The organism is Geodermatophilus sabuli, from assembly GCF_010686765.1.
Taxonomy (GTDB): domain Bacteria; phylum Actinomycetota; class Actinomycetes; order Mycobacteriales; family Geodermatophilaceae; genus Geodermatophilus; species Geodermatophilus sabuli_A.
Genome location: NZ_JAAGWF010000011.1, coordinates 15,709 through 33,346, shown reverse-complemented (window position 1 = coordinate 33,346; position 17,638 = coordinate 15,709). Strand labels below are relative to the sequence as shown.

Below are 17,638 nucleotides of genomic sequence, written 5' to 3'. Positions count from 1 at the left end.
GGTGCCTCGCCCTCGGCGGGAGGTGCCTCGCCCTCGGCGGGAGGTGCCTCGGGGGGCGGCGGGGCGCAGTCGTCCCCGCCCTGGCCGGCCTCGGCGACCAGCAGGGTGCGACCGTCCCAGTTGAGCTGCCGGGGACTGTCCAGACCGGTGGCGACGACGACGGGGCCGGTGGAGTCCTGGCCGCTCCCGTCGTCGTCGGCGGCGGCCACGCCCGTCGCGCTCCCGAGCAGGAGTGCGAACGAGCCGGCGGCCACGAGTGTTCTGCGCATGAGAGGTCCTCCGCTGGGGTTCTGCGGTGTGGGGGAAGGGCCCGCACCGAAGTGGCGGGGGCCGGGACGGCGCTGCAGCCGTCGACGGACCCGACGCTAGGGCGGGTTGTGCGACCACCCGAGTCCCCAAGACTGGGGACGGAACCGTCCGTCACGACCGGTCCCGGCGTGTCGGCCACGGAGGGTCGAGCACCAGGGGACACGTCGTCCGCAGGCCGCGGTGGACCGGGCAGCGGAGGGCTGCCGGACCCGGCGAGGCCGCGCCGGGACCGGCACCGGCCGTGCCGACGCTCCCGGGACCCCCGGTGCCGAGGGTCCCGAGAGCGCCGTCGTCAGACGCCGGCGGGGAGGGCCATCTCCCGGACGTCGTCCGGGACGGTGAGGGGCGCGCCGGTCTTGTCGGCGACCTCGTCGGGGGTGACCCCGGGGGCGGTCTCACGGAGGGTGAAGCCGTCGGGGGTGACGTCGACGACGGCGAGGTCGGTGATGATCCGGTCGACACAGGCCTTGCCGGTGAGCGGCAGGGTGCACTCCTGGACGAGCTTGGCCGACCCGTCCCGGGCGGTGTGCTCCATCATGATGATCACGCGGCGGGCGCCGTGGACGAGGTCCATCGCGCCGCCCATGCCGTTGACCATCTTGCCGGGGATGAGCCAGTTGGCGAGGTCCCCGCGGGGGTTGACCTGCATCGCGCCGAGCACGGCGAGGTCGAGGTGGCGGCCGCGGATCATGCCGAAGCTGGTGGCCGAGTCGAAGTAGGACGCCCCGGGGAGGACGGTGACGGTCTCCTTGCCGGCGTTGATCAGGTCGGGGTCCTCCTCGCCCTCGAACGGGTAGGGCCCCACCCCGAGGATGCCGTTCTCCGAGTGCAGCACCACGTGCACCCCGTCGGGGATGTGGTTGGGCACCAGGGTGGGCATGCCGATCCCGAGGTTGACGTAGGCGCCGTCGGACAGGTCGAGGGCGACGCGGGCGGCCAGCTGGTCGCGGGACAGGGCCATCTCAGTTGCCTCCGGGGGTGGTCTCGTCGCCGCCGGCGGCCGGGGTGGCGGCCGAGGTGCGGGGGCGGGTGGTGCGCTTCTCGATCTTCTTGCCCTCGCTGCCGACCTCGACCACGCGGTCGACGAACACCCCGGGCAGGTGCACCTGCTCCGGGGTGATCTCCCCGGGCTCGACGAGGGTCTCGACCTCGGCGATGGTGATCCGCCCGGCCATGGCGGCCAGCGGGTTGAAGTTGGCCGCGGACTCGTGGAAGACCAGGTTGCCGTGCCGGTCCCCGACCGCGGCGCGGACCAGGCCGTAGTCGGCGGTCAGCGCGGTCTCCAGCACGTACTGCTGGCCGCCGAACTCGCGGACCTCCTTGGGCGGCGAGGTCTGCACGACGTTGCCGTCGGCGTCGTAGCGGACCGGGATGCCCCCGTCGGCGACCAGCGTGCCGACGCCCGTGGGGGTGTAGAACGCCGGGATGCCGACCCCACCGGCCCGCAGCCGCTCGGCGAGCGAGCCCTGCGGGGTCAGCTCCACCTCCAGCTGCCCGGACAGGTACAGCCGTGCCAGCTCCTTGTTGCCGCCCACGAAGCTGGAGATCGTCCGGCTGATCCGCCCGGCGTAGAGCAGCACCCCCAGCGCCTGGTCGTCGACCCCGCAGTTGTTGGAGATCGTGGTCAGTTCCGAGGCGCCCTGCTCCAGCAGTGCCGCGATCAGGACCTGCGGCACCCCGCACAGCCCGAAACCGCCCACGGCCAGCACCGCACCGTTCTCGACGTCGGCCACCGCCTCTGCGGCAGACCCCACCATCTTGTCCATGCGTTCTCCTCGTCGTCCGGGTGTTCAGGATCGTGCGGGGGAGGGCGCGGCGCCCTCCGACCGTCGTTCGGTCACCAGGCGCGGCCGGGCGGCCAGCAGCCCGACGGCCATCTGCAGGACGACCAGCGCCAAGAGCAGGAGCAGGCTCGGCCGCCATGCGCCGGTCGCGTCGTGCAGCAGCCCCAGGGCCAGCGGCCCGGTCGCCGCGAGCAGGTAGCCGACGCTCTGCGCGGCGGCCGACAGCCGACCGGTCTGCGCGACGTCACGGGTGCGGAGCAGGACCAGGGTCATGGCCAGCGGGAAGGCCACCCCGGTGCCCAGGCCGTACAGCAGGGCCCACAGGAACGGTGCGGCGCCGGGGGCAGCCAGCAGCCCGACGACCGCGGCCGCCTGGAGCAGCCCCGCGGCGAGCACCCAGCCGGCCTGGCCGGGCCGGCGTGCGGCCAGCGGCGGGACGACGAGCGCGCACGGGGCGCCGACGGCCACGGCCACCGCGAGCACCGCGCCGGCGCCGACGGCCGACACCCCGGCGTCGGCCTCGAGGATGTCGGGGAGCCAGGTGAGGATCGCGTAGAAGGCCAGCGACTGGAGCCCGAAGAAGCCGGTCACCGCCAGGGCCACCCGGTCACGCAGCACCGCCGCCACCGGCAGCCGCGCGGAGGCGGGGACGCGCTCGACGCGGCGCCGTCCGGCGAGCAGGCCGACGCACACGAGGGCGACCAGCACCGGGACGAGCCACAGCGCCAGGCCCGTGACCGCGCTGCCCCCGGCCGTGGCCAGCGGCTGGGAGAGGCCCGCGCCGAGGCTCGCCGACAAGGCCATGGACGCCGTCGTCGCGCCGAGCACCGGCGCGCTCCGCCGTCCGTACTCGGCCCGCACGGCGGCCGGCAGCAGCACGTTGACCACCGCGGTCCCGCCGGTCAGCAGCACGGTGCCGGCGAACAGCCCCCACGTCCCGGCCAGCCGCAGCCCGATCCCCGCGGCGAGGACGGCGACCCCGGCGAGGACGGCGCGATGCACCCCCAGCCGCGCCGCGATCGCCGGCACGGTGGGCGAGAGCAGGCCGAAGCAGACGAGGGGCAGTGCGGTGAGCACCGCGAGCGCCGTCGTCGGCACGGCCAGTTCCTCGCGGAGCTCGCCGAGGACCGGCCCGACGGCGGCGAACGGGGCGCGCAGGCACAGGGCGACCAGGACCAGCACCACCGCAGGCGCCAGGGTCACCCACCACGGACGTGCCCGGCCGGCCCGAGGGCCGGTCACGAACCCGGACGCCGGACGCGCAGCAGGTCGTGCTCGATGTGCTCGACCGTCTCCAGCACCGCGGGGACGTACTCGCGCTCCAGTTGCTCCATGGAGGTGCGGTTGGCGTGGGCGGAGACGTTCAGCGCGGCGACGACCAGCCCGTCGCCGTCGCGGATGGGAGCGGCGGCCGAGCGCAGCCCCACCTCCAGCTCCTGGTCGACGACGGCGTACCCCCTCCGGCGCGCGTCCTCGACGGCGTCGCGCAACGCGGCGGGGTCGGTGACGGTGTGCCCGGTGTAGGGCCGCAGTTCCACCCGGTCCAGGTAGTCGGCCAGGTCGTCGTCCGGCAGTCCGGCCAGCAGCACCCGCCCCATCGACGTCGCGTGGGCGGGGAAGCGGGTGCCGACGGCGATCAGGACGGTCATGATCCGCTTGGTGGGCACCCGGGCCACGTAGACGATGTCCTCCCCGTCGAGCACCGACACCGAGGAGGACTCGTCGACCTGTGCCACCAGGGTCTCCAGGTGCGGCTCGGCGACCTCCGGCAGGGTCAGCCCGGAGAGGTAGGAGTACCCCAGCTCCAGCACCCGGGGCCGCAGGGAGAACTCGCGGCCGTCCATCCGGACGTAGCCCAGCTGGACCAGGGTGAGCAGGAAGCGCCGCGTGGCGGCCCGGGTCAGCCCGGTCGCGCGGGCCACCTCCGACAGCCCGAGCCGGGGGTGCTCGGCGTCGAAGGCCCGGATGACGGCCAGTCCGCGGTCCAGCGACTGCACGAACGTGCTGTCGCGCACCGGCAGGACGGCCGGCTCCTGCGGCACGTCGGCGATCTCCACGCAGTTCCTCCCGGGCCGGAGTGCACAACAGGCCCTCCGCATGACATTGTGCGCAGAGTGAACAGCCGTACGACAAGCGCCCCTCAGTGGTGATCACGTCGTCATCACGGACCTGAGATGCTGCTTGACGGTGACCGCTGCCACCTGTTTCCGTTCTCCAGAAGAACAGTAGTTCGCGAAGCGAACAACTCCAGCCCGCCACCGACTCCTCGGGGAGCGCCCATGCGCCGAACTCGAGCGGCCTCCGCGCCCGTGCCGCTGCCCTCCACCGACGCCCGCCCCGGCCCTCGTGCCGTGGGCGAGCGCCCCGCGGGTACCGGTCCGGAGGTGCTGCTGCCGTGAGCAACTCCCCGCCCGTCACCGTCTACGAGCCGGCGGCGGACAACGCCGACGCCGGCGTGGCGCCGCAGTCGACCCGGCCGCGGCGTTCGCTGGGTGCCTCGCCGGTCGTGCTCGGCGCGATCGGCCTGCTGGCCCTGGTGGCGCTGTTCGAGATCCTGCCGCGGATCGGTGTGCTCAACCGCCGGTTCTTCCCGACGTCGACCGAGATCGGGTCGGCGCTGATCGACCAGGTGCAGCAGTCGGAGTTCTGGGTCGCGCTGCTGGACACGCTGCAGGGCTGGGCGCTGGGCCTGGCCATCGCCGCGGTCGCCGGGGTGGTGCTGGGCATCATCATCGGGAGCTCGCAGCTGCTGCGGGACATCACGGCGTCGACCATCGAGTTCGTGCGGCCGATCCCGTCGGTGGCGCTGATCCCGCTGGCGGTGCTGCTGTTCGGCACGTCGATCGAGAGCAAGCTGCTGCTGGTCGTCTACGCGGCGTTCTTCCAGATGCTGATCCAGGTCCTGTACGGGGTGCAGGACGTCGACCCGGTGGCCCAGGACACCGCCCGGGCCTACCGGTTCAGCTTCGTGGCGCGGGTCCGCTACGTGACCTGGCCGACCGCGCTGCCGTACGTGATGACCGGGTTGCGGCTGTCGGCGGCGGTCGCGCTGATCCTCGCGGTGACCGCCGAGCTGGTCATCGGCAACCCCGGCATCGGCAACCGGCTCGCCGTGGCGCAGAGCAGCGGCGCCATCGCCGCGACCTACGCCCTGGTCGTGGTCGCCGGTCTGCTCGGCGTCATCGTCAACCTGGTGTTCCGGTTCATCGAGCGACGGGCGCTGAGCTGGCACCCGTCCCAGCGTGGAGAGGTGGCCGTCTGATGGCCTTCCTGCGTCGGGCCGGCTTCGCGCTGGGCCTGCCGATCGTCCTGTTCACGCTGTGGTGGGTGACCTCGGCGTCCAGCACCGACTTCTACTTCCCGCCGCTGTCGCGGATCGTCGACAGCCTGGTGGAGGAGTGGTTCGGGCCCCGGCTGGCCGACGACGTGCTGCCCAGCCTCATCCGGCTGACCGCCGGGTACCTGATCGCCGCGCTCGTCGGCATCACACTGGGCGTGCTGATCGGCACCTACAAGCGGCTGCGCGACCTGCTCGAGCCGGTGCTGGAGTTCTTCCGGGCCATCCCGCCGCCGGTGGTCGTGCCGATCCTGATGCTGATCTTCGGCATCGAGAACACGATGAAGATCGTGGTCATCACCTTCGGCTGCATGTGGCCGATCCTGCTCAACACCGCCGAGGGTGTGCGGGCGGTGGACAGCGTGCTGTCCGACACCGCCAAGACCTACCGGATCAGCGGGGCCGCCCGGCTGCGCAACCTGATCCTCCCGGCGGCCAGCCCGCAGATCTTCGCCGGCCTGCGGCAGGGTCTGTCGGTGGCGATCATCCTGATGGTGATCAGCGAGCTGTTCGCCGCCAGCGACGGGCTGGGCTTCGCGATCGTCCAGGCCCAGCGCAGCTTCGCCATCCCGGAGATGTGGGCGGGCATGCTCATGCTCGGGCTGCTGGGCTTCCTGCTGTCCCTGCTCTTCCGGCTGGTCGAGAACCGGTGGCTGGCCTGGTACCACGGGCTGCGCCGCGCCCAGCGCGCCGGCTGACCCGCGCGACCTGATCCCGGTGCCCTCGGCACCGCCCCCACGACTCTCCTGACCCCCGATCGGAAGGCAACGCGATGCTCGAGGTCAACGGCATCAAGAAGGTGTACGAGGGCAAGTCCCGCACGGTCGAGGCCGTCCGGAACCTGACCTTCACGCTGCAGAAGGGCGAGTTCGCCTGCCTGGTCGGCCCGTCCGGCTCCGGCAAGACGACCCTGCTGAAGATCATGTCCGGGCTGCTCGACCCGACCGCCGGCGAGGTGCTGCTGGACGGCAAGCGCGTCGACGGGCCGCCGCCGGGCATGGCGATCGTCTTCCAGGAGTACGGCCGCAGCCTGTTCCCCTGGATGAGCGTGCGGGAGAACGTCGAGCTGCCGCTCAAGCAGAAGAAGGTGCCCGCCGCGCGCCGCAAGGAGCTGGTCGACGAGTCCGTCGCCGCCGTCGGCCTCGCCGACGTGCACAGCGCCTACCCCTGGCAGCTCTCGGGCGGCATGCAGCAGCGCGTCGCGATCGCCCGGGCCATCGCCTACGAGCCGCAGGTGCTGCTCATGGACGAGCCGTTCGCCGCCGTCGACGCGCAGACCCGCGCCGACCTCGAGGACCTCGTCCGCGACCTGTGGCACCGCTTCCAGGTGACCACGCTGTTCGTCACCCACGACATCGACGAGTCGGTCTACCTGGGCCAGCGCGTCATCGTGCTGTCCAGCTCGCCCACCGTGATCCGGGACGACGTCGCCATCGACCTGCCCGAGGAGCGCGACCAGCTGCACACCCGGTCCTCCCCGCGCTTCGCCGAGCTGCGCGCCCGGGTCTTCGAGCAGATCCACCGCCCCGTCGAGGGCCAGGCCCACGGCGTGGCCACGCACGCACCCGACGTCATCGCACCCTCGGGGGCGACCGCCGTGTCGGCGACCTCCGACGGCGGTCACTGACCCACCGCTCTCGTGACCGGGCCCCGGCACCCCCAGGGGGCCGGGGCCCGGCGCACGTCCGCAGGCGGACGCCGCGACGGCCTCAGCGGGGGACGCCGCCCGGCGGCGCGGCCGACAGCGACCGGGTGACGCCGCGGGCCGCGGCCAGCAGCGCCGGGACCTGCGCGGCGGCCCGGCCGTCGTTGGGCACGATCACCGACAGTGCCGCGACCACCTCCTGCAGGCCGTTGCGCACCGGTACCGCGACGCCCGTCGCGTCGGGGTGCACGTGGCCGGGGGTGACGACGTAGCCCTGCCGGCGGATCTCGGCGAGCGTCGCGTGCAGCCGTTCCGGCGTGGTGATGGTCCGCGGGGTGTGCTGCTCCAGCGGCCTGGTGAGGAAGCGCTCCTGCAGCTCCGGGGGACCGTAGGCGAGCAGCACGAGGCCGGAGGACGAGATGTGCAGCGGGAGCCGGCCGGCGATCCGGGAGTAGTTGACCACCGCGTCGCGGGCCGACAGCCGTTCCAGGAAGAGCACGTCGTCGCCGTCGCGCACGCCCAGCTGGGCGTGGTGGCCGACGACGGCGTGCAGGTCCTCCAGGTAGGGCATGGCGGCGTCGCGCAGGGAGAGGGTGAGCGAGGCCCGCGAGGCCAGCTCCCACATCCGGACGCCGACCCGCACCTCACGGTCGGGGCCGCGCTCGAGCAGCCCGTGGGCGACCAGCTCGGCTATCAGCCGGGAGGCGGTGGCGACGTGCAGGTCGGTGCGGCGGGCGATCTCCGACACCTGGAGCACCTTCTCGTCGGCGGAGAAGGCGTCGAAGATGCGGATGGCGCGCGAGAGCACCGACTCACCGGTCCGCACCCGCCCCACGCCGGGAGTGTGACACGGCGCGCCCGCTCAGCCGCCGGTCCGGAACCGCAGCGACTGGCCCGGCCGCAGCTGCCCGCAGCGGTCGACGTCGGGGTCGGCGACGTAGGCGAGCACCGGGTAGCCACCGGTCACGGGGGCGTCGGCGAGGAAGAGGACCGGCAGTCCGGACGGCGGCACCTGCAGCGCCCCGCGCACCATGCCCTCGCTGGCCAGCTCGCCGGTGCGGATCCGCGCCAGCGGCTCGCCGGCCAGCCGCAGGCCGATCCGGTTGCTCTCATCGGTGACCGTCCACGCCGTGCCGGTCAGCGCCGCGACGGCGTCCTCGGCGAACCAGTCCGCCCGCGGGCCCGGCAGCACCCGCACGGTCACCTCGCCGTCCGCCGGGTCGGCGACGGGGGCGAGGTCGACCCCCGGCATCGCCCCGGTGCCCTCGCCGACGGGCAGCACGTCGCCGACGGACAGCACCGGCGGGCCGAGCCCGGCGAGCAGGTCGGTGGCTCGGCTGCCCAGCACCGGCTCGACGGCGATGCCCCCGCGGACGCCGACGTAGGTGCGCAGGCCGGCCGGGGGCAGGCCCAGCCGTAGCTCCGCGCCGGCCGGCAGCCGGACCGGCGCGTTGTGCGCCGGGGACCCGGCGCACCGGGCGCCGGTGGTGACGACGAGCAGTTCGGCGTCCGCGCGCAGCGCCAGGCCGCCGAGGGTCACCTCCAGCACCGCGGCGCCGGGGTCGTTGCCCAGCAGCCGGTTGGCCAGCGCGGCGGCGGCCCGGTCGCAGGCGCCGGAGCGGCCGACGCCCAGCGCGCCCTGGCCGGGGCGCCCGGTGTCCTGCACGGTGGTGAGCGGCCCCGTCGCGAGCACGGTGAGGGAGCGGGTCACGTCGTCCCCACGAACCGCACCCGGGCGCCGGGGCGCAGCAGCGCGGCCGGCTCGCGGGCCAGGTCGAAGACGGCCACGTCGGTGCGGCCGATGAGCTGCCAGCCGCCGGGGGACTCCCGGGGGTAGACACCGCTGAACTCGCCGGCCAGCGCCACCGCCCCGGGGGGCACCCTCGTCCGCGGGGTCTCCCGGCGGGGGATCGCCCACGGCTGGCCGTCGGGGACGCAGTAGCCGAAGCCGGGGGCGAAGCCGCAGAAGGCGACCGTCCACTCGGTGCCGGTGTGCCGGCGGACCACCTCGTCCGGGTCGACGCCCAGGTGGGTGGCGACGTCGGCGAGGTCCTCCCCGTCGTAGACCACCGGCAGCTCGACCAGCTCTCCGCGACCGCCGACGTCTCCCCGCGGCCGGGTGCGCCGGACCGCGTCGGCGACGGCGCCCGGATCGGTCACCGACGGGTCGGTCACCAGCAGCACGGTGCGCGCCGCCGGGACGACGTCCACCACCCCCTCGGGCGGGTCGTCGGTGAGGGCGGCGTACAGGCCCAGCACCTCGTCGAGCGAGTCGAGCTCGACCAGCAGCGCGGTGGACCCGCTGGGCAGGACCCGCATCAGGCGGCGAACGGCGCCAGCTCGACGCCGGCACCGGTCAGGGCGTCGCGCACCCGGGCGGCGATGGCCACCGCGCCCGGGGTGTCGCCGTGCACGCAGATCGAGTCGGGGTCCAGCTGCAGCGGGCCGCCGTCGACGTCGGTCACCGGCTCCCCGGTGGCCATCGCCACGCACCGGCGGGCGATCTCCTCGGCGTCGTGCAGCACCGCGCCCGGCAGGCGGCGGGACACCAGCGTCCCCTCGGGGGTGTAGGCGCGGTCGGCGAAGGCCTCGCGGACGACGGTCAGCCCGGCGCCAGCGGCCAGCCGCAGCCACGCCGACCCCGGCAGGCCCATGACCGGCAGCGACGCGTCGTACTCCACGACGGCCCGCACGACCGCGGCGGCCTGCTCCTCGTGCGTCACGATGGCGTTGTAGAGCGCCCCGTGCGGCTTGACGTAGCGCACCCGTGACCCGGCGATGCGGGCGAAGCCGTCGAGGGCGCCGAGCTGGTAGACGACGTCGGCGGTCAGCTCGCCGGGGTCCATGTCGATGAACCGGCGGCCGAAGCCGGCCAGGTCGCGGTAGGACACCTGGGCGCCGATCGCCACCCCGGTCCCGGCGGCCCGCGCACACACCCGCCGCATGATCGAGGGGTCGCCGGCGTGGAAGCCGCACGCGACGTTGGCGCTGGTGACGATCCCGAGCAGGGCGTCGTCGTCCCCGAGCGGCCACTGGCCGAACCCCTCGCCGAGGTCGGAGTTCAGGTCCATCCGCCGGGCCTCCTCACGCGAACAGGTCGATGACCGGACGCACCGAGTTCACCGCCAGGTAGAGGGTCAGCAGCCAGGCGATCCAGCCGACCGCCAGCAGCCACCGGGGGTACCGGTAGCCGCCCAGCAGGTCCGCCCGGCGGGTCGCCACGTACAGCAGCACGGCGATGCCGATCGGCAGCAGCAGCCCGTTGAACGCCCCGGCGAACACCAGCAGCGTGGTCGGCGCCGCCCCGATGAGGAGGTAGGCCAGCGTCGTGACGGCGATGAACGCGACGACCAGGAGGGTGCGGGTGCGGTCGCTGGTGCGGGTCCGGGAGGTCACGAAGGAGACCGACGTGTACGAGGCGCCGATGACGCTGGTGATCGACGCAGCCCAGAGCACCACCCCGAAGGCCCGCAGCCCGAACTCGCCGGCCGCCTGCCCGAACGCGTTCGCCGCCTGGTTCTCCGTGCCGAGGTCGGCACCCCCCGCGACGACGCCGAGGATGGCCAGGAAGAGGACGACCCGCATGATCCCGGTGATGACGATGCCGGTGATGGAGCCGCGGGTGATGTCGCGGACGTGCTCCGGTCCGGTGACGTGCGAGTCGAGCAGCCGGTGGGCGCCCGCGTAGACGATGTAGCCGCCGATCGTGCCGCCGACCAGCGTGGTGATGGCGAGGACGTCGACCTCCTCGGGCAGGACGACGTTCTTCAGCGCCTGGCCGACCGGCGGGCCCGACGTGATCGCGATGTAGGCGGTCAGCCCGATCATCAGCAGGCCCAGGAAGACGACGATCCGGTCGACGGCGACCCCGGCCCTCTTGCTCAGGAAGACGCCGATCGCGATCACGGCCGACAGCGCGCCGCCGATCTTCGGGTCCAGGCCGAACATCGCGTCGGTGCCCAGGCCCGCCCCGCTGACGTTGCCGATGTTGAAGACCAGCCCGCCGATGACGAGGAACGCCGCCATCACCCAGCCCAGGCCGGGCAGCACCAGGTTGCCCAGCTCCTGCGCCCGCCGGCCGGAGACCCCGATGACCCGCCAGACGTTGAGCTGCAGCGCGATGTCGATGATGATCGAGACGGCGATCGCGAAGGCGAACGCGGCACCCAGCGCGACGGTGAAGGTCGTCGTCTGGGTGATGAAGCCCGGCCCGATGGCCGAGGTGGCCATGAGGAACATGGCGCCGAGCAGGGTCGATCGGGTGCTCGCCGCCATCCGGCTGGGCGCCTCGGCGGTGGCGGGCGAGTGTTCCGGGGGGTGCGACATGGACGCTCCAGGGAACCTTCGGTCGGCCTGACGGGCGGCTCGGGGACGTCGCGGAGGTCGCCGTCGACCCCGGTCGGACGTGCACTTCCACCTGGTCGCAGCCGACCGTAGGTTCGGGTGCAGCACCCGGCAACCCGACGTCCCGAGGAGCCCCGCGTGACCGCTGCCGCGCCGCCGTCACCTGCTCTCGCCGGCCGGGCGCCCGCCGACGCGCGGGCCCGCTACCGCGCCGGCCTGGCGGTGCCCAGCTCGGGGGAGGCGCCGGGGTACACGCAGGCCAACCTGGTGGTGCTGCCGCGGGAGTGGGCCTTCGACATGCTGCTGTTCGGCCAGCGCAACCCGCAGCCGGTGCCGCTGCTGGACGTCACCGACCCGGGCTCACCGCGGACCGTCCTCGCCCCGGACGCCGACCTGCGCACCGACCTGCCGCGCTACCGCGTGTGGCGGGACGGCGAGCTGGCCGGCGAGCCGACCGACGTGCGCGACCTGTGGACCGACGACCTGGTCGCGTTCCTCATCGGCTGCAGCTTCAGCTTCGAGACCGCGCTGCTGGAGGCCGGCGTACCGGTGCGCAACATCGAGCAGGGCCGCAACGTGTCGATGTACCGCACGAACCGTGCGTGCCGGCCCGCCGGGCGGCTGTCGGGTCCGCTGGTGGTGTCGATGCGGCCGGTGCCCGCCGGGCTGGTGGCCACCGCGGTCCAGGTCACCGCCCGGATGCCGCAGGTGCACGGGGCACCGGTGCACGTGGGGGCACCGTCGGCCCTGGGCATCGTGGACCTGGACCGGCCCGACTTCGGCGACCCCGTGCAGGCCGCCGAGGGCGACGTGCCGGTGTTCTGGGCGTGCGGGGTCACGCCGCAGGCGGCGCTGATGGACTCCCGGCCCCCGTTCGCGATCACCCACGCGCCGGGGCACATGTTCGTCACCGACGTCCCGGACGCGGTCTACCGGCAGCTGTGAGCGACCTCAGCCGGTGAACCGCGACCGCAGGTCGGGCTTGCGGATCTTGCCGGTCGCCGTCTTGGGCAACTCGTCGACGAACTCCACGTGCCGGGGCACCTTGAACCCGGCCAGCCGCTCCCGCAGGGCGGCGCGCACCCCGTCGGGGTCCTCGGGGGCGCCGGGGGCGGGGACGACGACGGCCAGTCCGACCTCGCCCCACCGCTCGTCGGGGACGCCGATCACCGCGGCCTCGAGCACCCCGGGCAGCTCCAGCAGCGCGGACTCCACCTCGGCCGGGTACACGTTCTCCCCGCCGGAGATGATCATGTCCTTGTACCGGTCGCGGATGTAGAGGTAGCCCTCGGCGTCCAGCGAGCCGGCGTCGCCGGTGTGGTACCAGCCGTCCCGGAGGACGGCCGCGGTCTGCTCCGGGTCCTCCCAGTAGCCGGCCATGACGTTGGGGCCGGAGACGACGACCTCGCCGACCTCGTCGACGCCGGCGTCGGTGCCGTCGGGGCGCAGCACGCGCAGGTCGGTGAAGAACAGCGGCTTGCCGGCCGACCCGACCTTGCGCTCGGCGTCGGCGGGGTCCAGGACCGTGCAGCCGGGCGCGGCCTCGGTCATGCCGTAGCACTGCTGCATGGTCACGCCGCGGTCCAGCCAGGTGCGCAGCGTCGGCAGGGGGACCGCGGCGCCCGCCGCGCCGATGGTGCGCAGCGCGGTGAGGTCCCGGGTGGCGAAGCCCGGTTCCCGGCTCATGGCGTCGAGCATCGTGGGGACGGCGAAGAAGGAGTTGACCCGCTGCTCCTCGATGACCTGGAGGGTCTCGGCCGGGTCGAACCGGCGGACGACGACCGCGCAGCCGCCGCGCAGCAGGGTCGGGTTGACGGTGCCGTTGAGCCCGCCGATGTGGAACAGCGGCGCCAGCGCCAGGGTGCGCTCGTCGGCGGCGAGGTCCATGCCGAGCAGCTGGTTGGTCGCGTTCCAGGTCATGTTGCCGTGGGTGAGCACGGCGCCCTTGGGCCGGCCGGTGGTGCCCGAGGTGTACATGACCAGACAGGGGTCCTCGAGCGCCACGGGCTCGTCGCGGGCCTCAGGCGGGCCCTCCGCCAGCAGCTCCTCGTAGGGCAGCGAGTCCGCGCCGCCGGCCACGGGGGGCTCGGCCGCCACGAACGCCCGGACGCCGGCCAGCCGGTCGCGCAGCGCGTCGGCGAGCTCGCCGTGGTCGCGGCCGTGCACGAGCACCGACGCGCCGGAGTGCTCGAGGACGTACTGCGCTTCCGGCACGGTCAGCCGGGCGTTGACCGGCACCCAGACGGCGCCCAGCTGGCCGCAGGCGTAGAGGGTCTCCAGCGCCGACGGGTGGTTGCCCCCGGTCCAGGCGACCCGCTCGCCGGCGCGTACCCCGAGCGCGGCCAGCGCTCCCGCGGCGCGGCGCACCCGCTCGGCGAACCCGGCGTGCGAGGTGGTCACCCCTTCGAACCAGATCGCGTCCCGGTCGGGGGAGCTGCGCAGCCGTCGCTCCGGCCAGGAGCCGATGCCCTCGTTGCGCACGGTCAGGCCAGCCCGAGGACGCGCACGGCGTTGTCCTTCATCACCAGCCGCCGGACCTCGTCGCGGATGTCCAGCTTCGCGAAGTCCGACATCCAGCGCTCGGGGGTGAGCAGCGGGTAGTCCGAGCCGAACAGGACCTTCTCCTTGAGCAGCGTGTTCGCGGCGCGGACCAGCTGCGGCGGGAAGTACTTGGGCGACCAGCCGGACAGGTCGATGTAGACGTTGGCCTTGTGCTGGGCGATCGAGATCGCGGCGTCCTGCCACGGCACCGAGGGGTGCGCCATGATGATCGTCAGCCCGGGGAAGTCGGCGGCGACGTCGTCGAGCAGCATCGGGTCGGAGTAGCGCAGCTTGATGCCGCGCCCGCCGGGCAGGCCGGAGCCGATGCCGGTCTGGCCGGTGTGGAACAGCGCCGGGACGCCGAGGGCCTGCAGCTCCTCGTACAGCGGGTAGTGCCGCCGGTCGTTGGGCTCGAACGCCTGGATCGACGGGTGGAACTTGAACCCGCGGACCCCGTGCTCGGTCACCAGCCGGCGGGCCAGCCGCACCCCGGAGGCGCCGCGGGCTGGGTCGACCGACCCGAACGGGATCAGCACGTCGGGGTGCTCGGCCGCGGCTGCGGCGATGTCCTCGTTGGACAGGGTGGGGTGCCCGGTGGCCATCTCCGAGTCGACGGTGAAGACGACGGCGGCCATCCGCTGCGCCCGGTAGTGCGCGGCGATCTCCGGCACGGTCGGGTGGTGCGGCTCGCCCTTGAAGTAGGCGGCCGCGGCCTCCAGCAGTTCGTCGTCCATCGACAGGTGCCCGTGCAGGTCCTGCTCGACGTGCACGTGCACGTCGATCGCGTCCACGTTCTCGAGGTCCATCGGCTGCTCTCTCGCGGAGGGGTGGCGTACGAGGCCAGGTCGCTATCGTGGAGGACGTCAACGATGGAGGTCCGCATGGACGGCACGGTTCTCACCGACGACGTCGGCTTCCTGCTCACCCGGGCCAGCGGGCTGCTGGTCCGGGCGACGAACGCGGCACTGGCGACGCACGGGCTACGGGTGCGTTCCTACTCGGCCCTCCTCCTGTCGTGCGACTCGGCCGAGGGCATGTCGCAGCGCGACCTCGCCGAGACGCTGGGCCTGGACCCCAGCCAGGTGGTGCTGCTGGTCGACGGGCTCGCCGACGCCGGGCTGGTCGAGCGGCGCCCTTCCGGGACCGACCGGCGGACCAAGCTGGTCGTCGCGACCGCGGCGGGCCGGGAGCTGCGGCGCCGGGCGCAGCGGTCCACCGCCGCCGCGCACGCCACCGAGCTGGGTGGGCTGAGTGTCGCGGAGCAGGAGCAGCTGAAGACCCTGCTCGGCCGCCTGGTGGCCGGCGCGGCGGCGGGGTCGGACTGACACCTCCTCCGCTCGCGCGCCACCGGGGACTTGTCCCGGGGCGTTGTGACGGGCATCATCCAGGTTGTCAACCGTTGAGGTTCTCATCGTTCATGGGAGAGCAGATGCTCCGCAAGTTGGTCCCCGTGCTGGCCGCGACGACGCTCGTGCTGGCCGCGTGCGGGGGAGGGGACGACGAGGCGGCCGGGAGCGCGTCCGGCGGCGGCGAGGGTGGCGGCGGCGAACTGCGCCAGGTCACCGCCGGCCTGCTGCCGGTGGCCGTGACCGGTGCCCTCGTGGCCGGCATCGAGCAGGGCTTCTTCGAGGACCACGGGCTCGACGTGACCATCGAGACCGGCCAGGGCGGTGCGGCGTTGCTGCCCGCGGTCGCCTCCGGGGAGATGGAGTTCGCCACCAGCAACCCGGTGTCGCTGCTGCAGGCCCGCGACCAGGGCCTCGACGTCCGCGTCGTGGGGCACTGGACCTCGACCCTGGAAGAGGGCGACGAGGACGTCAACGGCGTGGTCGCCTCCGCTGCCTCCGGCGTCACCTCCGCGGCCGGACTCGCCGGCAAGCGCATCGCGGTGAACACGCTCAACGGCATGGGGCAGCTCACCATCGACGAGGCCGTGCGCCAGGACGGCGGCGACCCCAGCGGCATCAGCTACGTCGAGCTGCCCTTCCCGGACATGCCGGCCGCGCTCGAGGCCGGCAACGTGGACGCGGTCTGGGTGCCCGAGCCCTTCCTCACCCAGCTGATCGCGGCCGGCAACCCGGTGGCCAGCTACTCGAGCAAGGAGTCGGTGCCCGGCCACCCGACCCAGCTGTTCTTCACCTCCGGCCAGCTGGCCGAGTCCGACCCCCAGCTCGTCGAGGACTTCACCGCGGCCCTGGAGGAGACCCTCACCTGGGCCGACGAGAACCCCGACGCCGTCCGTGAGGCGGGCGCGGAGTTCCTCGAGCTGCCGGCCGGTGCGCTCGCCGACGTCCGGATCGAGGCCTTCGGCACCGACCTGCGCCGCGAGCAGATCGAGCGGATGGGCGAGCTCATGGTCGACGCCGGGCTGCTCGACGGCGAGCCCGACGTCGAGGGGCTGCTCCCCGAGGAGTGACCTCCGCGCCCGACCCACCGCAGGCCCGCCCGGACCCCGGGCGGGCCTGCGGTGCCGCACCCCCCACCGGCCGACGTCGTCGGGGACCTGGCGGAGCCGTGACCGGTGGCCTGCTGCTGGCCGCCGTCCTGCTCACCGGACTGAACCTGCGCGGCGCCATCGCCGCGGTGTCCCCGGTGCTGCCGGAGGTCCGCGCGGACCTGGCGCTCGCGCCGGCCACCGCCGGGCTGGTCACCACCCTGCCGGTCCTCTGCTTCGCGGTGCTCGCTCCTCCGGCGGCCTGGCTGGGCCGGCGCCTGGGCGCCGAGCGGGCGGTCCTCGTCGCCGTGCTGGCCATCGCGGCGGGCACCGTCGTCCGGGTCCTGGACGGCGCACCGGTCCTGCTGGCCGGCACCGTCCTCGTGGGTGCCGCGATGACGGTCGGGAACGTGCTGCTGCCGGTGGTGGCGAAGCGGGACTTCGGCGACCGGGCCGGCACCGTCACCGGCCTCTACACCGGTGCCCTCGCCGCGGGCGCCGCGCTCACCGCCGCTCTCACCGCCCCGGTCGCCGCCCTCACCGGCTGGCGCGGGGCGCTGGCCGGCTGGTCGGTCCTCGCGCTGGCCGCCGCGGCGGTCTGGGCCGCGGCCACCCGCGGCCGGGTCGCCGGGACGGGGCCGGCCCCCGCGGTCGAGGGCGCGCGGCCGGCCGCCGTCTGGCGCTCGGGGCTGGCCTGGGCCGTCTCCGGGGTGCTGGCCCTGCACTCCACCCTCTACTACGCGGTGACCACCTGGCTCCCCACGCTGCTGGTCGACGAGCTGGGCGGGGACCTGCGCGCAGCGGCTCTGGCCGCGGCGCTCTTCCAGGTCCTGGGCATCCCGGGGACCCTCGTGGTGCCCGCGGTGGTCGCCCGGCGCCGGAGCCAGCGCGGGCTGGCGGTCGTGGTCGGCGCGGCCTGGGCGCTGCTGCCCGCCGGTCTGCTCCTGGCACCGCAGGCGTGGCCGGTCTGGGCGGTGGTCGGCGGGATCGCCCAGGGTGCGGGCATCTCGCTGGCCTTCACCCTGGTGGTCCTGCGCTCGCCCGACGAGGCGACGGCGCGCCGGCTGTCGGGGATGTCCCAGCTGGTCGGGTACAGCGCGGGCGCCGCCGGCCCGCTCGTGGTCGGCGCGCTCTACGCGGCCACCGCCGGGTGGACGGCGCCGCTGCTGCTCCTGGTGGCCGCGGGGGCGGCGATGGCCGGGGTGGGTGCGCTCGCCGGTTCCCCGCGGGCGATCATGAGGTGA

19 protein-coding genes are annotated in these 17,638 nt (G+C 74.2%); 7 read left to right on the top strand and 12 right to left on the bottom strand.

Going from position 1 to position 17,638, the window contains the following annotated elements; genetic code table 11:
- The 5 genes from GCU56_RS12280 to GCU56_RS12260 form a co-directional block, all read right to left on the bottom strand.
- A partial coding sequence (locus GCU56_RS12280) for a hypothetical protein (protein ID WP_204331996.1) occupies positions 1-269 on the bottom strand: 269 nt, incomplete at its 3' end.
- Positions 270-601: 332 nt separating this feature from the next.
- The gene (locus GCU56_RS12275; protein ID WP_163482027.1) at positions 602-1,270 is read right to left on the bottom strand and encodes a CoA transferase subunit B; all 669 of its coding nucleotides are present in this window, start codon (positions 1,268-1,270) and stop codon (positions 602-604) included.
- 1 nt (position 1,271) lies between these two features.
- Positions 1,272-2,075, bottom strand: coding sequence for a CoA transferase subunit A (locus GCU56_RS12270; protein ID WP_163482026.1), 804 nt, complete (start codon positions 2,073-2,075; stop codon positions 1,272-1,274).
- A 24-nt stretch (positions 2,076-2,099) separates the two neighbouring features.
- On the bottom strand, positions 2,100-3,296 hold the full coding sequence (locus tag GCU56_RS12265) for an MFS transporter (RefSeq protein ID WP_345771803.1): 1,197 nt from the start codon (positions 3,294-3,296) through the stop codon (positions 2,100-2,102).
- Between the two features lie 35 nt (positions 3,297-3,331).
- Entirely contained in the window at positions 3,332-4,150 is an 819-nt protein-coding gene (locus tag GCU56_RS12260) for an IclR family transcriptional regulator domain-containing protein (RefSeq protein ID WP_345771802.1), read from the bottom strand.
- 338 nt (positions 4,151-4,488) lie between these two features.
- Here GCU56_RS12260 and GCU56_RS25190 point away from each other — a divergent pair, with 338 nt between their 5' ends.
- From GCU56_RS25190 to GCU56_RS12245, 3 genes are all read left to right on the top strand, one after another.
- The gene (locus tag GCU56_RS25190) at positions 4,489-5,355 is read left to right on the top strand and encodes an ABC transporter permease (protein WP_345771801.1); all 867 of its coding nucleotides are present in this window, start codon (positions 4,489-4,491) and stop codon (positions 5,353-5,355) included.
- Positions 5,355-6,128 (top strand): ABC transporter permease, encoded by a 774-nt coding sequence (locus GCU56_RS12250; RefSeq protein ID WP_163482023.1) that lies wholly within the window; start codon positions 5,355-5,357, stop codon positions 6,126-6,128. Before GCU56_RS25190 ends, GCU56_RS12250 begins: the two co-directional genes overlap by 1 nt.
- 74 nt (positions 6,129-6,202) lie before the next feature.
- Entirely contained in the window at positions 6,203-7,057 is an 855-nt protein-coding gene (locus GCU56_RS12245) for an ABC transporter ATP-binding protein (protein ID WP_163482022.1), read from the top strand.
- An 82-nt stretch (positions 7,058-7,139) separates the two neighbouring features.
- On the opposite strand, the gene GCU56_RS12240 is transcribed toward GCU56_RS12245, so the two are convergent.
- Genes GCU56_RS12240 through GCU56_RS12220 form a run of 5 tightly spaced genes read right to left on the bottom strand, consistent with a single transcriptional unit; the run spans position 7,140 to position 11,401 of the window.
- Complete coding sequence (locus tag GCU56_RS12240; protein ID WP_163482021.1) at positions 7,140-7,910, bottom strand: IclR family transcriptional regulator domain-containing protein; 771 nt, start codon at positions 7,908-7,910, stop codon at positions 7,140-7,142.
- Between the two features lie 27 nt (positions 7,911-7,937).
- Positions 7,938-8,786 carry a 5-oxoprolinase/urea amidolyase family protein gene (locus tag GCU56_RS12235; protein WP_163482020.1) on the bottom strand — a complete coding sequence of 283 codons (849 nt, stop codon included), beginning with the start codon at positions 8,784-8,786 and terminating at the stop codon, positions 7,938-7,940.
- Positions 8,783-9,394 (bottom strand): 5-oxoprolinase subunit B family protein, encoded by a 612-nt coding sequence (locus GCU56_RS12230; protein WP_163482019.1) that lies wholly within the window; start codon positions 9,392-9,394, stop codon positions 8,783-8,785. Before GCU56_RS12230 ends, GCU56_RS12235 begins: the two co-directional genes overlap by 4 nt.
- Entirely contained in the window at positions 9,394-10,146 is a 753-nt protein-coding gene (locus tag GCU56_RS12225; protein ID WP_163482018.1) for a LamB/YcsF family protein, read from the bottom strand. Before GCU56_RS12225 ends, GCU56_RS12230 begins: the two co-directional genes overlap by 1 nt.
- 13 nt (positions 10,147-10,159) lie before the next feature.
- Positions 10,160-11,401 carry an NRAMP family divalent metal transporter gene (locus GCU56_RS12220; protein WP_163482017.1) on the bottom strand — a complete coding sequence of 414 codons (1,242 nt, stop codon included), beginning with the start codon at positions 11,399-11,401 and terminating at the stop codon, positions 10,160-10,162.
- A 156-nt stretch (positions 11,402-11,557) separates the two neighbouring features.
- On the opposite strand from GCU56_RS12220, the gene GCU56_RS12215 reads away from it, so the two are divergent.
- Complete coding sequence (locus GCU56_RS12215) at positions 11,558-12,364, top strand: putative hydro-lyase (protein WP_163482016.1); 807 nt, start codon at positions 11,558-11,560, stop codon at positions 12,362-12,364.
- A 6-nt stretch (positions 12,365-12,370) separates the two neighbouring features.
- Here the strand turns inward: GCU56_RS12215 and GCU56_RS12210 are convergent, their stop codons facing one another.
- Both GCU56_RS12210 and GCU56_RS12205 read right to left on the bottom strand, forming a co-directional pair.
- Positions 12,371-13,900 (bottom strand): long-chain-fatty-acid--CoA ligase, encoded by a 1,530-nt coding sequence (locus GCU56_RS12210; protein WP_163482015.1) that lies wholly within the window; start codon positions 13,898-13,900, stop codon positions 12,371-12,373.
- Positions 13,901-13,902: 2 nt separating this feature from the next.
- Complete coding sequence (locus GCU56_RS12205; protein WP_163482014.1) at positions 13,903-14,766, bottom strand: amidohydrolase family protein; 864 nt, start codon at positions 14,764-14,766, stop codon at positions 13,903-13,905.
- A 75-nt stretch (positions 14,767-14,841) separates the two neighbouring features.
- Here GCU56_RS12205 and GCU56_RS12200 point away from each other — a divergent pair, with 75 nt between their 5' ends.
- The 3 genes from GCU56_RS12200 to GCU56_RS12190 all read left to right on the top strand — a co-directional run bounded on the left by GCU56_RS12200 (position 14,842) and on the right by GCU56_RS12190 (position 17,638).
- On the top strand, positions 14,842-15,285 hold the full coding sequence (locus GCU56_RS12200) for a MarR family winged helix-turn-helix transcriptional regulator (protein ID WP_204331995.1): 444 nt from the start codon (positions 14,842-14,844) through the stop codon (positions 15,283-15,285).
- 104 nt (positions 15,286-15,389) lie between these two features.
- Positions 15,390-16,376 (top strand): ABC transporter substrate-binding protein, encoded by a 987-nt coding sequence (locus GCU56_RS12195; RefSeq protein WP_163482012.1) that lies wholly within the window; start codon positions 15,390-15,392, stop codon positions 16,374-16,376.
- A gap of 98 nt (positions 16,377-16,474) precedes the next feature.
- Entirely contained in the window at positions 16,475-17,638 is a 1,164-nt protein-coding gene (locus GCU56_RS12190) for an MFS transporter (protein ID WP_163482011.1), read from the top strand.

What these genes read in the sequence shown, in the direction of transcription:
- GCU56_RS12230 (WP_163482019.1), bottom strand. Translation starts at nt 9,394, where the DNA reads ATGCGGGTCCTGCCCAGCGGGTCCACCGCGCTGCTGGTCGAGCTCGAC.
- GCU56_RS12275 (WP_163482027.1), bottom strand. Translation starts at nt 1,270, where the DNA reads ATGGCCCTGTCCCGCGACCAGCTGGCCGCCCGCGTCGCCCTCGACCTG.
- GCU56_RS12225 (WP_163482018.1), bottom strand. Translation starts at nt 10,146, where the DNA reads ATGGACCTGAACTCCGACCTCGGCGAGGGGTTCGGCCAGTGGCCGCTC.
- GCU56_RS12205 (WP_163482014.1), bottom strand. Translation starts at nt 14,766, where the DNA reads ATGGACCTCGAGAACGTGGACGCGATCGACGTGCACGTGCACGTCGAG.
- GCU56_RS12200 (WP_204331995.1), top strand. Translation starts at nt 14,842, where the DNA reads ATGGACGGCACGGTTCTCACCGACGACGTCGGCTTCCTGCTCACCCGG.
- GCU56_RS12270 (WP_163482026.1), bottom strand. Translation starts at nt 2,075, where the DNA reads ATGGACAAGATGGTGGGGTCTGCCGCAGAGGCGGTGGCCGACGTCGAG.
- GCU56_RS12250 (WP_163482023.1), top strand. Translation starts at nt 5,355, where the DNA reads ATGGCCTTCCTGCGTCGGGCCGGCTTCGCGCTGGGCCTGCCGATCGTC.
- GCU56_RS12245 (WP_163482022.1), top strand. Translation starts at nt 6,203, where the DNA reads ATGCTCGAGGTCAACGGCATCAAGAAGGTGTACGAGGGCAAGTCCCGC.
- GCU56_RS12195 (WP_163482012.1), top strand. Translation starts at nt 15,390, where the DNA reads ATGCTCCGCAAGTTGGTCCCCGTGCTGGCCGCGACGACGCTCGTGCTG.
- GCU56_RS12220 (WP_163482017.1), bottom strand. Translation starts at nt 11,401, where the DNA reads ATGTCGCACCCCCCGGAACACTCGCCCGCCACCGCCGAGGCGCCCAGC.